The sequence below is a fragment of the Streptosporangium amethystogenes subsp. fukuiense genome, assembly GCF_042665875.1.
Taxonomy (GTDB): domain Bacteria; phylum Actinomycetota; class Actinomycetes; order Streptosporangiales; family Streptosporangiaceae; genus Streptosporangium; species Streptosporangium fukuiense.
The window spans coordinates 1,700,779-1,715,008 of the sequence record NZ_JBHTEE010000001.1 but is presented as its reverse complement, the minus strand read 5'-3'; the positions used below and the strand labels follow the sequence as shown (position 1 = coordinate 1,715,008).

10 protein-coding genes are annotated in these 14,230 nt (G+C 70.6%); 8 read left to right on the top strand and 2 right to left on the bottom strand.

From position 1 onward, the window contains the following. The first annotated feature begins 54 nt into the window (after positions 1–54). From ACFQVD_RS07255 to ACFQVD_RS07230, 6 genes are all read left to right on the top strand, one after another. On the top strand, positions 55–1,554 hold the full coding sequence (locus ACFQVD_RS07255) for an argininosuccinate lyase (protein WP_343976942.1): 1,500 nt from the start codon (positions 55–57) through the stop codon (positions 1,552–1,554). After that, on the top strand, positions 1,551–2,456 hold the full coding sequence (locus ACFQVD_RS07250) for a GHMP family kinase ATP-binding protein (protein ID WP_343976945.1): 906 nt from the start codon (positions 1,551–1,553) through the stop codon (positions 2,454–2,456). The genes ACFQVD_RS07255 and ACFQVD_RS07250 overlap by 4 nt, the downstream gene beginning before the upstream one ends. Continuing rightward, positions 2,453–3,484 carry a PLP-dependent cysteine synthase family protein gene (locus ACFQVD_RS07245; protein ID WP_343976948.1) on the top strand — a complete coding sequence of 344 codons (1,032 nt, stop codon included), beginning with the start codon at positions 2,453–2,455 and terminating at the stop codon, positions 3,482–3,484. The genes ACFQVD_RS07250 and ACFQVD_RS07245 overlap by 4 nt, the downstream gene beginning before the upstream one ends. Then, positions 3,481–4,788, top strand: coding sequence for an ATP-grasp domain-containing protein (locus ACFQVD_RS07240; RefSeq protein WP_343976951.1), 1,308 nt, complete (start codon positions 3,481–3,483; stop codon positions 4,786–4,788). The genes ACFQVD_RS07245 and ACFQVD_RS07240 overlap by 4 nt, the downstream gene beginning before the upstream one ends. A gap of 116 nt (positions 4,789–4,904) precedes the next feature. After that, positions 4,905–6,005, top strand: coding sequence for a GntG family PLP-dependent aldolase (locus tag ACFQVD_RS07235; RefSeq protein WP_343976954.1), 1,101 nt, complete (start codon positions 4,905–4,907; stop codon positions 6,003–6,005). A gap of 23 nt (positions 6,006–6,028) precedes the next feature. Next, a complete protein-coding gene (locus ACFQVD_RS07230; protein WP_386270686.1) occupies positions 6,029–7,435 on the top strand; it encodes an MFS transporter in 1,407 nt (468 codons plus the stop codon). A gap of 112 nt (positions 7,436–7,547) precedes the next feature. Here ACFQVD_RS07230 and ACFQVD_RS07225 read toward each other — a convergent pair whose 3' ends face one another. Then, entirely contained in the window at positions 7,548–8,678 is a 1,131-nt protein-coding gene (locus ACFQVD_RS07225) for a ricin-type beta-trefoil lectin domain protein (protein WP_343976960.1), read from the bottom strand. A gap of 879 nt (positions 8,679–9,557) precedes the next feature. Between ACFQVD_RS07225 and ACFQVD_RS07220 the strand changes: the two genes are divergently transcribed. Next, positions 9,558–10,901, top strand: coding sequence for an extracellular catalytic domain type 1 short-chain-length polyhydroxyalkanoate depolymerase (locus ACFQVD_RS07220; RefSeq protein WP_343976963.1), 1,344 nt, complete (start codon positions 9,558–9,560; stop codon positions 10,899–10,901). A gap of 24 nt (positions 10,902–10,925) precedes the next feature. Here ACFQVD_RS07220 and ACFQVD_RS07215 read toward each other — a convergent pair whose 3' ends face one another. Then, positions 10,926–11,078 (bottom strand): hypothetical protein, encoded by a 153-nt coding sequence (locus ACFQVD_RS07215; protein ID WP_343976966.1) that lies wholly within the window; start codon positions 11,076–11,078, stop codon positions 10,926–10,928. 171 nt (positions 11,079–11,249) lie between these two features. Between ACFQVD_RS07215 and ACFQVD_RS07210 the strand changes: the two genes are divergently transcribed. Next, positions 11,250–14,030 carry a glycosyl hydrolase family 95 catalytic domain-containing protein gene (locus ACFQVD_RS07210; protein ID WP_343976969.1) on the top strand — a complete coding sequence of 927 codons (2,781 nt, stop codon included), beginning with the start codon at positions 11,250–11,252 and terminating at the stop codon, positions 14,028–14,030. The last annotated feature ends 200 nt before the right edge of the window (positions 14,031–14,230 follow it).

The following is a 14,230-nucleotide window of genomic DNA, read 5'->3' as shown; positions in this document are numbered from 1 at the left end:
ATCGCCGGTCATTCCTCCTGGTCACCCCCCATACGCGCTGGCAGCGTGAGATGCATGCTTCCGACAGGACGGATACGACGGGGCCCGGCGCCGCTACTGGACGACGCGGTCCTGACCCAGCGGTTCGACTGGGAGACGCGCACCCTGCTGCGGCACTACCGCTGGATCGAGCTGACCCACACCGGTGAGTACGCCCGCATGGGACTGCTCGACCGGGACGCGGCCGAGCGGATCCGCCGGGCGGTACTGGACCTGACGCCCGAGCAGGTCGGCGCCGAGCGTGCGGCGGCCATGTCGGATCCGCTGTTCGCCCTGGAGCGGTGCGTCCAGGCGCACGTACCCGAGCGCGCGCACGCCTGGCACGTCGACCGCAGCCGCAACGACATCCAGGCGTGCGCCCAGCTCATGCTCGGCAGGGAACGTCTGCTGGAGACCGTGGCCGCGGTGAGCCGGCTGGCCCGCGCCGCACTGGAGACCGCGGCCGGGCACACCGAGTCGGTCATGCCGGGGTACACCCAGCACCAGACCGCGCAGACCATGACCTTCGGCTTCTACCTGGCCGCGCTCGCCGAGGCGGTTACCGGTGCCGCCGAGTCACTGCAGGCGCTGTTCGACGCGGTCAACCTCTGCCCGCTGGGCGCCGGGGCGATGGCCGGTCTGGAGCTGCCGTGGGACCGGGGGCGAATCGCGGTCGCACTGGGTTTCGACGGCCCGCAGCCGCACGCGCTGACCTCGGTCGCCTCCCGCGCCTGGGTGCTGCGCACGGCCGGGGAGCTGTCGGTGCTCGGCACCACGCTGAGCCGCTTCCTGACCGACCTGATCTGGTGGAGCGGGTCGAGCTGCCGCTTCATCGACCTGCCGGACGAGCTCGCCGGCATCTCCTCGGCGATGCCGCACAAGCGCAACTTCCCGATCCTGGAACGGGTCCGCGGGATGAGCGGCCACCTGGTCGGGCTCTCGTACGACCTCATGATCGGCCAGCGCAACACCGGCTACACCAACCTCGTGGAGGTCTCCAAGGAGAGCACCCGCTTCCTGGAGGACCTCTTCGCGACCTGCCACACGATGCTGGCGCTGTTCGAACGGGTGGTCACGGACGTGCGGTTCCACCCGGAGCGGGCCCGCCGGGTGGTGCGGGACGAGCTGATGGCCGCCTCGACCGTCGCCAACCACCTCACCCTGGAGCACCGCGTGCCGGCCAGGGACGCGCAGGTGCTCGTCGGTGCGTGGATCTCGGCCGCCCTGGAGCGGCTCGGCCCCTCAGGCACCCTCACCCCCGACCTGCTCTCGGCGGCGGACCTGGCCGCCGCGGGCGAACGACTCGGCTTCACCCTGGCCCTCACCGAGGACGAGGTACGCGAGCTGCTGGATCCGGAGGCGGGCGTGTGGCGCAGGCAGACCGCCGGCTCGACCCGCCCCGAGCAGGTCCTTCTCCTCCTGGAGCAGGTCGGCGACCGGCTGGCCGCCGTCGACCAGGGAGCCGCAGAGCGGTCCCGATGGCTGCGAGACGCCTGGGAGCACACCACCGGCACGAAGGCGGGCGAGCTGACATGACCATCCAGATGCCGATCCGGGAGAGCGACGGCCGCAGCGGAGGGGTCGGCCGGGGACGCGCCCCCGGCACCTTCGGCGAACTGCTGCAGGGGATCCTGGGATCCGGTACGGACTTCCTGGTGACCTTCCCCGTCGACCTGTACGTGGAGGCCGCCTTCGAACCCGACCCCCAGCTGGACCAGGTGATCGTCTCACCGCCGCACAAGAACAAGGCACGGCGCCTCGCCACCGGGATCATGTCCCACTACGGGGTGCACACCGGCGGCTGGCTGATGCTCAACAGCGCGCTCCCCGAGGGCAAGGGCATGGCCAGCTCCACCGCCGACCTGGTCGCCACCGCGCGCGCGGTGGACTCGGCCTTCCGCCTCAAGCTCCCCAACCGGCTGCTGAAACAGATGATGGCCGAGATCGAGCCGTCCGACGGGGTCATGCATCCGGGAATCACCGCGTTCTTCCACCGGCAGGTGCGGTTGCACCGGCGGATGGGCACGCTCCCCCAGCTGACCATCGCCGGAATCGACGACGGGGAGAGCGTCGACACCGTCGCCTTCAACCGGTCGAGAAAGCCGATCCCCGCTCACTGGGCGGTGCGCTACGGCGAGCTGCTCGACCAGCTCACCCGCGCCGTACGTGACCACGACCTGACCGCCGTGGGCCAGGTCGCCACCGCCAGCGCACGGCTGTTCCAGACCTTCAACCCCAAACCCCACCTGGCGGCGGTGGAGGAGATCTGCCACGACGTCGGCGGGCTCGGCACGGTCGTCGGTCACAGCGGTACCTGCCTGGGCATCCTGCTGGCCCGGCACGATCCCGAGCACGGTCCCCGGCTGGCCCGCGCCCTCACGGAACTGGAGCGGCTGGGGCGGCCCCTCATCGTCTGTAGGAGCACAAGCCGGACATGACACTCAGAACTGATGCCATCGACGCCATCGGCCGTACTCCGCTGATGCGCCTGCGCGCGACCGGCGGGGCGACCGTCCACGCGAAGCTGGAGCTGGCCAACCCGTACGGAATGAAGGACCGCGTCGCCCGGCAGGCGATCCTGACCGCCAGGGCCGAGGGGGTGCTGGCCGACGGCGGCCTGATCGTGGAGAGCTCCTCGGGCACCCTGGCCATGGGGGTCGCGCTGGTCGGCACGTACCTCGGCCACCAGGTGCACATCGTCACCGACCCACGGATCGACCCGATCACCATGGCCAAACTGGAGGCGCTGGGCGCCACCCTGGACATCGTGCCCGCCATGACCGGCAACGGCTGGCAGAGTGCCAGGCTGGAGCGGCTGCGAGCCGTGCTGGCCGCCAACCCCGGCGCGTTCTGGCCCAGGCAGTACGACAACCCGGCCAACCCCGCCGCCTACGACCGCCTCGCCGAGGAGGTGATCTCGGAGATCGGCCGGGTCGACGTGCTGGTGGGCGCGGTGGGCAGCGGCGGCTCGCTGTGCGGGACGGCGCGGGCGCTGCGCCGGACCAACCCCGCGCTGCGGGTGGTCGCCGTGGACGCCGTCGGCAGCGCCATCTTCGGCCAGCCCGACGTGCCGAAGCGGTTGCAGAGCGGACTGGGCAACAGCCTGGTCCCGGCCAACGTCGACTTCTCGGTCATCGACGAGGTCCACTGGCTGTCGGACCGGGAGGCCTTCGCCGCCACCCTGGAGCTCGCCTCGCACGAGAAGGTCTTCGCGGGCAACAGCTCCGGCTCCGCCTACCAGGTGGCGCGCTGGCTCGGCTCGCGGCTCGACCCGGACGTGTCGGTGGTGGTGATCTTCCCCGACCGGGGCGACCGGTACGTCAACACCATCTACAGCGCCGCCTACCGGGCTGCGCACGGCCTGACCGACCTTCGCCCGCCGCTCGCCCCCGAACCGATCCAGCTCACCGACACCGCCGTGAGCTGGTCCTACGCGACGCTCCACCCGGCCTGGGAGTACGCATGAACCCCGTCCTCGTCTTCGTCGAGTCCAACACCACCGGCTCCGGGATGCTGGCCTTCGCCAGGGCCGCCGCGCTGGGGTTCACCCCGGTACTGGCCACCGCCGACCCGTCCCGCTACACCGGGCTGGCGGCCACCGGAGTGCGGGTCGTCACCTGCGACACGGACTCTCCCGCCACCCTGGCGACAGAGCTGCGCCGCGCCCTGGGAAAGATCGCCGGGGTCACCACGACCAGTGAGTTCTACACCGTCGCGGTCGCCCGGCTGGCCGCCGACCTCGGGCTGCCCGGCAGCCCGCCGGAGGCCGTGGCCGCCTGCCGGGACAAGGGGCGGACCCGCCGGATCCTGGCCGCGGCCCGGCTGCCCTCCCCCGCCTTCGAACTGGTCGGCCCCCACGACGACATCGACGCCCGGGTCGTGGTCGCGCTGTCGCGGATCGCGCTGCCCTGCGTCGTCAAGCCCGTCGACGACACCGGCTCGCTGAGCGTGGTGCTCTGTCACACGCCCGGGGAGGTGGCGGCCCACTGCCGCCGGATCACCTCGGCCGCCGTCAACGTACGGGGCCAGGCCACCGCGAGGACCGCGCTGATCGAGGGCTATCTGGCAGGCCCCGAGTACAGCGTCGAGACGGTCGGCTCCGGCGGGTCGCACCGCTGTGTCGGCGTCACCGCCAAACGGGTGACGGCGCCGCCGCACTTCGTGGAGCGCGGGCACGTCTTCCCCGCGCCGCTTCCGGCGGACGAGACCCGAATCCTCGTCGAGACCGCGTTTCGCGCGCTGGCCGCCGTCGGTGTCACCCACGGTGCCGCCCACATCGAGATGAAACTCATCGACGGCCATGCGTACGTGGTGGAGATCAACGCCCGCCCCGCGGGGGGCATGATCCCCGAGGTCATCGCGCGGGCGGGTGGCTTCGACCTGCTCGACGCCCACCTGCGGGCCGCGGTCGGCCTGGACCAGTTGCCGCTGCCCGAGCGGTTCGCCCCGGCGGGGATCGCCTTCCTGCTGCCCCCCGACCACGCCGTGGCCGGGCGGGGGAGGACCGTCCTGCGGGAGGTGGCCGGGATGCGGGAGGCCGGTGCCGTGCCGGGTGTCGACACGGTGGCCGTCACCGCGCCGCGGGGTTCCGAGGTGCGGCCGGCCCGCAGCAGCTATGACCGGCTGGGCTATGTGATCGCGCACGCGCCCGGCCATCGCGAGCTGGACGAGACGCTGAAGACCGCGCTCGGCCACCTGCGGCCGGTGCTGTTCCACGAGTTTCCGCCGATCGAGATCCCCCGCCAGGAGTACCGGACCTCGTTCTCCTGAACGTCCGCCCCCGGTCGTCCCTGGCTGTCCCTGTCCGTCCTCGGCTTCCGGGCGTTCACCGGCTTTCCCGAGCGGCCCCTGCCTCCGTACCCGGAACTCCCCCGATTGGAAATCCCATGACGAGCGTGCTGGACACCCCCCACCTGGTCGCCGGAGAGAACGACGGCGGCGAGATCGAGCTACGCAGCGACACCTTCACGCTGCCCACCCCCGCGATGCTGGAGGCCGCCGCGAACGCGCCGCTGGGCGACGACGTCTACGGCGAGGACCCGACGGTGGCCAAGCTGGAACGGCTGGCGGCCAACCTGCTCGGCAAGGCCGCGGGCTGCCTGATGCCGAGCGGTACCATGGCCAACCTCGCCGCGCTGCTCGCGCACTGCCCGCGCGGCGGCAAGGCGATCGTCGGCCACGAGTCCGACCTGTACGTCTACGAGGCCGGGGGTGCCTCGATGTGCGGCGGCATCGTCTACGAGCCGCTCGCCAACCTGCCCGACGGGACGATCAGCCTGGAGGACATCGCCGAGGCGTGCACCGTCGACCGCACCGACCCGCAGATCGCCCCTCCGGCGCTGGTCAGCCTGGAGACGCCGCAGAACCGGTGCGGCGGCCTGCCGCTCCAGCTCGACTACCTCGCCGAGGTGGCCCAGCTGACCCGCTCGCACGGTGTGGCGCTGCATCTGGACGGGGCGCGCATCTTCAACGCCTCGGTCGCGCTGGGCATCACCCCCGCGGAGATCGCCTTCTACGCCGACACCGTGCAGATCTGCCTGTCCAAGGGCCTGTGCGCGCCGATCGGATCGGTGCTGGTGGGCGATCGGGCGATCATCGCCCAGGCCAGGCGGATGCGGAAGATGCTCGGCGGTGGCATGCGGCAGGCGGGCATGATCGCGGCCTGCGGCATCATCGCCCTCACCGAGATGACCGGCAGGCTGGCCGAGGACCACGAGAAGGCCGCCCGCCTCGCCCGCGGACTGGCACGGCTGCCCGGCGTACGGCTGAACCCCGGCCCGCCGATCACGAACATGGTGTTCTTCCGGGTCCGTGACGAGCGCTACACCACCCGGTCGTTCATCGCCGCCGCCCGGCGCAGAGGCGTCCGGGTGGAGGAGCTGGGGCACGGGCGGATCCGGGCGGTGACCCACGCGGGGGTCAGCACCGACGCCGTCGACCGGGCGATCGGGGTCTTCGCCGATCTGCTCGCCCCCACCGGCCGATGAGAACCAACCGGGGCGGGGAAACCATGCGAACGGACGGGAACAGCACGTCGGCACAGCGGGCGGCGGCCACCGCCGAGGACGAGCCGACGGAACGACGAGGAGCGACGGACCTCTCTGACCGGGACCGGCCCGCGGAACGACAGGCGACGAGCAGCACGGCGGACGAAGCGCCGAAACAGCGGGCCGGGGGAAACACGGGCCGTCCGGGGCTGGGGCGCCCGTTTCATCACCTGTGGGCGGCGTCCGGCCTGTCGAACCTGGCCGACGGCGTCCTGCTCGTCGGCGTCCCCCTGCTCGCGGTCTCCCTCACTCGCTCACCGGCGCAGGTGGCGCTGGTCAGCGCCGCGACGACGCTGCCCTGGCTGCTGCTGGCCCTGCACGCGGGCGCGATCGCCGACCGCCTGGACCGGCGCCGGATCATGGTCCTGGCGGGCTGGTCCCGCGCCGCCGTACTGGCCGCGACGGCCGTCGCCGCCTGGCTGGACCTGCTGAGCCTGCCGGTGCTGGTGGCGGCGGTGCTGCTGGCCGGCGCCGCCGAGGTGTTCGCCGACACCTCGGCCCAGTCGGCGCTGCCGATGACCGTGGCCGGCGACCGGCTGGGCGCGGCCAACGGGCGGCTCATCGCCACCCAGACCCTCGGCAACCACTTCCTCGGCGCCCCGCTCGCGGGCCTGCTGGTCGGCGTCGCCACCACCGCCGTGTTCGGCACGGCCGCCCTGCTGTACGCGGCCGGCGCGCTGCTGCTGCTCGGCATGCGCGGCCGGTTCCGCCCGGAGGCCGCCCCCGCCCAGGCGCTGCGCGCCGACATCGCCGACGGCATGCGCCACCTGTGGGGACACCGCGCTCTGCGTGCCCTGGCCGCCTACTCCGGCGTGCTCAACCTCGCCTACGGCGCCTACTTCGCGGTCTTCGTGCTCTGGGTGACCGGCGACGGCTCCCGGGTGGGTCTCACCCCCGCCCAGTACGGCCTGCTGGCGGCGACCCTGGCCGCCGGCGCGCTGGCCGGTTCGGTGCTCTCCGGCTCACTCACCCGCCTGACCGGCGAGAACGGCGCCCTGGTGGGCGTCACACTGCTCAACGCGCTGCTGCTGGTGGTGCCCCTTCTCCTGCCCTCTCCCCTGGCGGTCTTCCCCGCCGCGGCGGGCATCGGCGCGGCCAACGCCGTCACCAACGTCGTCTCCGTCTCGCTGCGCCAGCGGCTCATCCCCGAGGGGCTGCTCGGCCGGGTGAACGCCACCTGCCGCCTGATCGGCATGGGCGCCATGCCCCTGGGCGCCGCCACCGCCGGCCTGCTCGCCACCCTGGCCGGCCTGCCCGCCGTCTTCTGGTCCGCCTGCGTGCTCTCCCTGCTCGCGGCGGCTCTCATCCTGCGTGACGGGCAGGCCAGAGGCCCGGCACGAGGCCACCGCGGGGCCGAGAGCCACGAATGAGGCGGCGGTCCGACACCGTGGCCGGCGGCCGGGAGCCCCTGATCCAGAAGAGGCTTTTAACCAGGCTCTGGTCGCCCTCACGATGAACAGGCCCATGCGCCAGGGGTGCGGATCAGACGCGGGTCCAGCGCTGGTTGAGGGCGCCGCTGCAGGACCAGATCTGGAGTTTGACACCGTTGGCGGTGGAGTAGCTGGGTGCGTCCAGGCACTTGCCTGCGCCGAGCGCGGTGATGCTTCCGTCACTGTTGAAGCGCCACTTCTGGTTGCTTTGGCCGTTGCAGTCCCAGATCTGCACCTGGGTGCCGTCGGCGGTGCCCAGGTTGGACACGTCCAGGCACTTGTTACCGTACACTCGCAGCTCACCCGCGTCGGTCTGCGTCCAGCGCTGGTTGACCTGCCCGTTGCAGTCCCAGATCTGCACCGGGGTGCCGTTGGCCTGCGAGACGTTGGCGACGTCCAGGCATCTGCCAGAACCCGCGCCGCGGATCGCGCTCATCGGCGCGGACGAGGGCGTCGGGCTGGGGACGCCGGGCTGGCCGATGCTGCCGGAGACCGACTGGAGTGCCGCGTACCAGGCGGCGGCCATCTTGTCGTAGCCGCCGGCGGTGGGGTGGATGCCGTCGATCAGGTCGGACGTGGTCAGCTTGCTGTGCATGTCGACCAGATGGACGCGCTTGCCGCTGTTCACCTTGTTCTGCACGATGCCGGGGATGGCCGCGTTGAAGGTGCGGGCGGCGGCCTCCTGGCTCGCCGACGACAGCGGGATGATGGTGGCGACGAACACGTCCGCGTCCGGCACGGTCGCGGTTATGCGGTCGATCAGGGTGGACAACCGCTGGGGCGCGCCGGCCACGTTGTAGTTCTGCAGTATGTCGTTGGTGCCGATGTGCAGCAGCACCGTGCGCGGATTGTAGGTCCGCGCCCAGCCGGCGATGTTCGCGTCGATCTGGTCGATGCGCCAGCCGGGGTGCCCCTGGTGGTCGTGGTCACCCAGGGCGGCCGGCCCGTTGAACTGCGACCCGACGAAATCCACCGTGTACCGGCCGGAGGCCAGCCGCTGCCACAGGCCGATGCGGTATCCGCCCGGCACCTGGGTGCCCTCGGTGATCGAGTCGCCCAGCGGCATGACCCGCACGCCGCCGTTGGACTCCGCGCCGGCGACGCTCGTCCGCGTCACCGCGCCCAGCGCGACCATGGTCACAGCCAGGAACGCCGCGGTGAACCACCGTCTCCACCTACGCATGCTCAACCTCTTTCCGGAAGCTGAGAGCAGTTACTGCTGACAGCTCGTGTAGCGCTGACGGTCTGTAAACGAATGTCATGTGGCGGCGGAAGCGGCGGCTCGGGCACATCGCGGGTGCTCGCCGGTCACAGGGCTGCGAGGTCCGATGTATCAGGCTGATCTGAAGTTCTCGCCGTGCGGAGAATCCTCCTGTCAAGAGGTCGTCGACCGTGAGGGTGAATCGCGGATGTGGTGTCTGTCCGGGATTCACGGTCGCCGAGCATGTCTTTTCGAGGGGCAGAGAGATGTGAGCGTTAACATTTTCTGCCGGTTGCGGCTTCTTGCCGCGCCGAACGATTGTGGTGGTGGAGCGGAGCAAACACGAGGCGGGGAGAGGCTGTCAAGAGCCTGAAACACGACGAGGCGGGCAGGGGTGGGAGCCGGAGACGGCTCATCTGGTGTTTCACGGGTCGCCGCACCGAGCGTGCCGGGGCGATGTGATGAAAATTTCACGGCCGACATTTCATCCCGGATGGCGAAACCACGACTTTCAAGGACCCGGCAGACGTTGAAGCAGGCGTGCAACATGTGTATCAAGCGATGAGACAGAACCTTCCTGAATGAGCTTGACACATTTTGTAATAGTTTCCACACTGAGTCCCCGAGACGGCCCCTATGCCAAGTCGGTGGTGCGCGGCAGGGGCCGTCGACCACGACGCCCGAGTGGTGTGTGTTCCCGATGACGGGACGCGGCGTCGATCCCGCGAGGTGTCGTCCCCCGCGATCATCCGGATCTCCAGGTGGCTCGTGAGAACACGGACCGCTCCCCCACGCCGAATCCACCTGTTGACATCGGGAGCCTGCGTGCTTGGAGGCTTCCGGCAATCGAAAGGACACGACATGAGACGAAGGCTCAGGGCCATACTGGCGGTCGCCGCGTTACCCCTGATGATCGCGAGCCTGCTCCTGGCGGTCCGGCCCGCCGCGGCCGCGTCGCTGACCCAGGTGACCGGCTTCGGCAACAACCCGACGAACCTGAACATGTACATCTACGTGCCGGACAGGGTCGCGGCACGGCCGGCGATGCTGGTCATGGTCCACTACTGCACCGGCACGGCCGGCGGGGTCTTCAACGGCGTCGGGCGTGACTACGTGACCGCGGCGGACCGGTACGGGTACATCATCGTGGTTCCCGAGGCCACCCGCGAGGGGCGCTGCTTCGACGTCTCCACCCCCGCCGCGCTCAGACGCGACGGCGGCGGCGACTCCACCGGAATCATGTCCATGGCCGCGTGGGCCCGGCAGCGCTACAACGTCGACCCCGCCCGCATCGTGGTCAGCGGCTTCTCCTCCGGTGCGATGATGACCAACGTGCTCGCCGCACAGTACCCGGACGTGTTCACGGCCGCCGCGGCGTTCTCCGGCGTCCCCGCCGGGTGCTTCGCCACCGCCAACGGGTCGCTGTGGAACAGCCAGTGCTCCGGCGGGAACCTCATCAAGTCCGCGCAGCAGTGGGGTGACCAGGCACGGGCGATGTATCCCGGATACACCGGCCGCTATCCCCGGATGCAACTGTGGCACGGCGGCACCGACACCACACTCGCCTACCCCAACTTCGGCGAAGCGATCAAGCAGTGGACCAACCTGCACGGATTGGGCCAGACCGCGACGTTCACCGACAGCCCCCGATCGGGTGTGACCCGGACCCGGTACGGCGCCACCACGCCCCAGGCTCCCGTCGAGGCGTTCAGCTTCGCGGGCTACGGTCACTCCCTGCCGCTGGACGGCATGTTCCCCCACGCCATCACGTTCCTCGGCCTCGACGGCGGCGGGAACCCGTCCCCGTCCCCCACGCCTCCTGCCGGGAGCGCGATCAGGGGGGTCGGCTCGGGCAGGTGTCTCGACGTGAGCGGCGTCTCACAGGCCAACGGCGCCCAGGTGCAGCTCTGGGACTGCAACGGGCAGACCAACCAGCAGTGGACGCCGACCGGCACGGGTGAGCTGCGGGTGTACGGCAACAAGTGCCTGGACGTGTACCAGAGCCCGGCCGGCCTCACCAGTGTGGTGATCTGGGACTGCAACGGGCAGGCCAACCAGAAGTGGAGGTTCAACCCCGACGGCACCATCACCGCCCTCGGTATGAACAGATGCCTGGATGTACCCAACAACGCCACGGCCAACGGCACCAGACTCTCCACCTGGTCCTGCAACGGCGGCGCCAACCAACGCTGGACCCGAACCTGACCTCACCTGGAATGCCCGGTGAGGTCACGGGCGGAGCGGCTCGAGGTTCAGGGCTCCGGAGCGGAAGACCGCCACCTCCACCTGGGCACCGGGGAAGCCGGCCTCGCGTCCGGCCGGCACCAGGCCCGGCAGTCCGGCGGCCCGGGGCATCAGGCCGGCGTCCGGCCCCACTCGCACCCGGTCGCCGATCGCGTACCTGTAGGTCGGTGACCGGCAGACCGGCCCTGGCCGGCAGGCGGCGCACCGCCACACCCCCTACCGATTGGAACGACCATGTCCGAGCACCCCCTGACACGAAGGCGACTGATGCAGATCGGAACGGTCGGAGCCGGCGCTCTGCTGTTACCGATGCAATGGACGGCGGCCGCCCGAGCCGCCTCGGCGCCGCCCGCGGCGGTGCTCGCCGCCAACGACCTCGCGCTCTGGTACGACGAGAGCGCCGGCACCGACTGGCTCCGCGCGCTTCCGATCGGCAACGGCCGCCTGGGCGCCATGGTGTTCGGCAACATCGACGTCGAGCGTCTGCAGCTCAACGAGGACACCATCTGGGCCGGTGGCCCTTACGACCAGAGCAACACGAGAGGCGCTGCGGCGCTGGGGCAGATCAGGCAGCTGGTCTTCCAGAACCAGTGGAGCCAGGCCCAGACCCTGATCGACCAGAACATGCTCGGAAGCCCCGCGGGCCAGCTGGCCTACCAGCTCGCCGGCAATCTGCGGCTCACCTTCGGCAGCGCGACCGGGGTCTCGGAGTACAACCGCTACCTGGACCTGACCACGGCCACCACCATGGTGTCGTACCTGCGGAACGGCGTACGGTACCAGCGCGAGACGTTCGCGAGCGCACCCGACCAGGTCATCGCCCTGCGCCTGACCGCCGACAGGCCCGGCTCGATCACGTTCTCCGCGACGTTCGACAGCCCTCAGCGCACGACGCGCACCAGCCCCGACAGCACGTCCGTGGCGCTCGACGGCGTCTCGGGCGACATGGAGGGCAAGACCGGCGCGGTCCGGTTCCTCGGGCTGGCCCGCGCCGTCGCCGAAGGCGGCACCGTCACCAGCAGCGGCGGCACCCTGCAGGTGACCGGGGCCAACAGCGTGACGGTGCTGATCTCCATCGGCACCGGCCACGTCAACTACCAGAACGTCGGCGGCGACTACCAGGGCATCGCACGGCGGCACCTCGACGCGGCCGTCCCCAGGACCTACAGCGATCTGCGCGGCCGGCACGTCGCCGACTACCAGCGGCTGTTCGCACGCACGACGCTCGACCTCGGCCGCACCTCGGCGGCCGACCAGCCGACCGACGTGCGGATCGCACAGCACGCGAACACCAACGACCCGCAGCTGTCGGCGTTGCTGTTCCAGTTCGGCCGATACCTGCTGATCTCCTCCTCGCGTCCGGGCACCCAGCCGGCCAACCTGCAGGGCATCTGGAACGACTCGCTGAGCCCGTCATGGGATTCCAAGTACACCGTCAACGCCAACCTGCCGATGAACTACTGGCCGGCCGACACGACGAACCTGTCGGAGTGCTACGAGCCGGTGTTCAAGATGATCAACGAGCTCGCGGTAAGCGGCGCCCGCACGGCCCGGGTGCAGTACAACGCCGGCGGCTGGGTGACCCACCACAACACCGACGGGTGGCGAGGCACGTCGGTGGTCGACGGCGCGTTCTGGGGCATGTGGCAGACCGGTGGCGCGTGGCTGGCCACCATGATCTGGGACCACTACGACTTCACCGGTGACGTCGACTTCCTACGGGAGTACTACCCGGCGATGAAGGGGGCCGCGCAGTTCTTCCTCGACACCCTCGTGGAGGAGCCGGCCCTCAGATATCTGGTGACCAACCCGTCGAACTCCCCGGAACTGTCCCACCACTCGGGCGCCAGTGTGTGCGCGGGCCCCACGATGGACAACCAGATCCTGCGTGACCTGTTCGACGGCTGCGCCAAGGCGAGCCAGGTGCTGGGCGTCGACGCCGACTTCCGCACGCGGGTCCTGGCGACCAGGGACCGGCTCCCGCCGATGAAGGTCGGCTCGCGCGGCAACATCCAGGAGTGGCTGTACGACTGGGTCGAGACCGAACCGTCCCACCGGCACATCTCCCACCTGTACGGCCTGCACCCCAGCAACCAGATCACCAAACGCGGCACCCCCGCCCTGTACACCGCCGCGCGGCGGACCCTCGAACTGCGCGGTGACGACGGGACCGGCTGGTCGCTCGCCTGGAAGATCAACTACTGGGCGCGGATGGAGGAGGGCGACCGGGCGCAGAACCTGATCCGCCTGCTGGTGACGCCGGCCCGGCTCGCGCCGAACATGTTCGACCTGCACCCGCCGTTCCAGATCGACGGCAACTTCGGCGCCACCTCCGGCATCGCCGAGATGCTGCTGCAGAGCCACAACGGCGAGCTGCACGTGCTGCCGGCGCTGCCCTCGGCCTGGCCGAGCGGGAAGGTGCGGGGACTTCGGGGGCGCGGCGGCTACACCGTGGACACGACGTGGAGCTCCGGCGTGGCCGGCGAGATCCTCATCAAGTTCGACCGCGCCGGCACGGTGAACGTGCGCAGCCAGGCGTTCAACGGAACCTACCAGGTGGTCGACACCGCGACCGGCGGCACCGTGACCGTCACCAGGCCCGAGGCCGGTGTCATCGGGCTGACCGGCCAAGCCGGCCGTACGTACCGCGTGACGGCGTCCGGCGGGCCACAGCCGACGGGCTACGTGCGGATCGCCAACGTCACCACCGGCCTGGTGCTGGACAGCGGCGGCAACGTCGCCTCCGGATCGAACCTCAAACAGTGGAACTACGACGGCAGCGCCAACCTGCAGTGGCGGCTCGTCGACCTGGGCGGCGGCTGGTACCGCGTCGTCAACCGCACCAACGGCATGGTCATCGACAGCTGGGGCAACACCGCCAACGGCGCCAACGCCAGGCAGGCGGCCTGGAACGGCGGCGACAACCAGCAGTGGCGCCTCAACAGCGTGGGCAACGGCCGCTACCAGATCATCAACCGCGGCACCAACACCGCCCTCGACGGCATGGGCAGCAGCACCGCCGGCTCCACCGTGTCCATGTGGGCGCCCAACGGCAACACCAATAACCACTGGACCGTCACGAGCGTGTGACGGCCGGCGACCTGTCGCCGGCCTGACCCGTACGCGCTTCGCCGTGACCGGCCACCGGTCGCGGCGAAGCCCATCCCGGTGTGCACGTCGTTGCCGGGGAGCCGACGATCCCATTGCTCACCTCGGCGAACCTGAAAAGGCAACGCTGATCACAGCGGAGCCCTGTCGTCCCGTGCGCACGATCGCGCTGTCGCGCCGCG

Bases quoted from the DNA above. Each gene is read 5' to 3' on its own strand.
- ACFQVD_RS07230 (WP_386270686.1), top strand. From the start codon at position 6,029: ATGCGAACGGACGGGAACAGCACGTCGGCACAGCGGGCGGCGGCCACC.
- ACFQVD_RS07225 (WP_343976960.1), bottom strand. From the start codon at position 8,678: ATGCGTAGGTGGAGACGGTGGTTCACCGCGGCGTTCCTGGCTGTGACC.
- ACFQVD_RS07250 (WP_343976945.1), top strand. From the start codon at position 1,551: ATGACCATCCAGATGCCGATCCGGGAGAGCGACGGCCGCAGCGGAGGG.
- ACFQVD_RS07220 (WP_343976963.1), top strand. From the start codon at position 9,558: ATGAGACGAAGGCTCAGGGCCATACTGGCGGTCGCCGCGTTACCCCTG.
- ACFQVD_RS07245 (WP_343976948.1), top strand. From the start codon at position 2,453: ATGACACTCAGAACTGATGCCATCGACGCCATCGGCCGTACTCCGCTG.
- ACFQVD_RS07255 (WP_343976942.1), top strand. From the start codon at position 55: ATGCTTCCGACAGGACGGATACGACGGGGCCCGGCGCCGCTACTGGAC.
- ACFQVD_RS07240 (WP_343976951.1), top strand. From the start codon at position 3,481: ATGAACCCCGTCCTCGTCTTCGTCGAGTCCAACACCACCGGCTCCGGG.
- ACFQVD_RS07235 (WP_343976954.1), top strand. From the start codon at position 4,905: ATGACGAGCGTGCTGGACACCCCCCACCTGGTCGCCGGAGAGAACGAC.
- ACFQVD_RS07210 (WP_343976969.1), top strand. From the start codon at position 11,250: ATGCAATGGACGGCGGCCGCCCGAGCCGCCTCGGCGCCGCCCGCGGCG.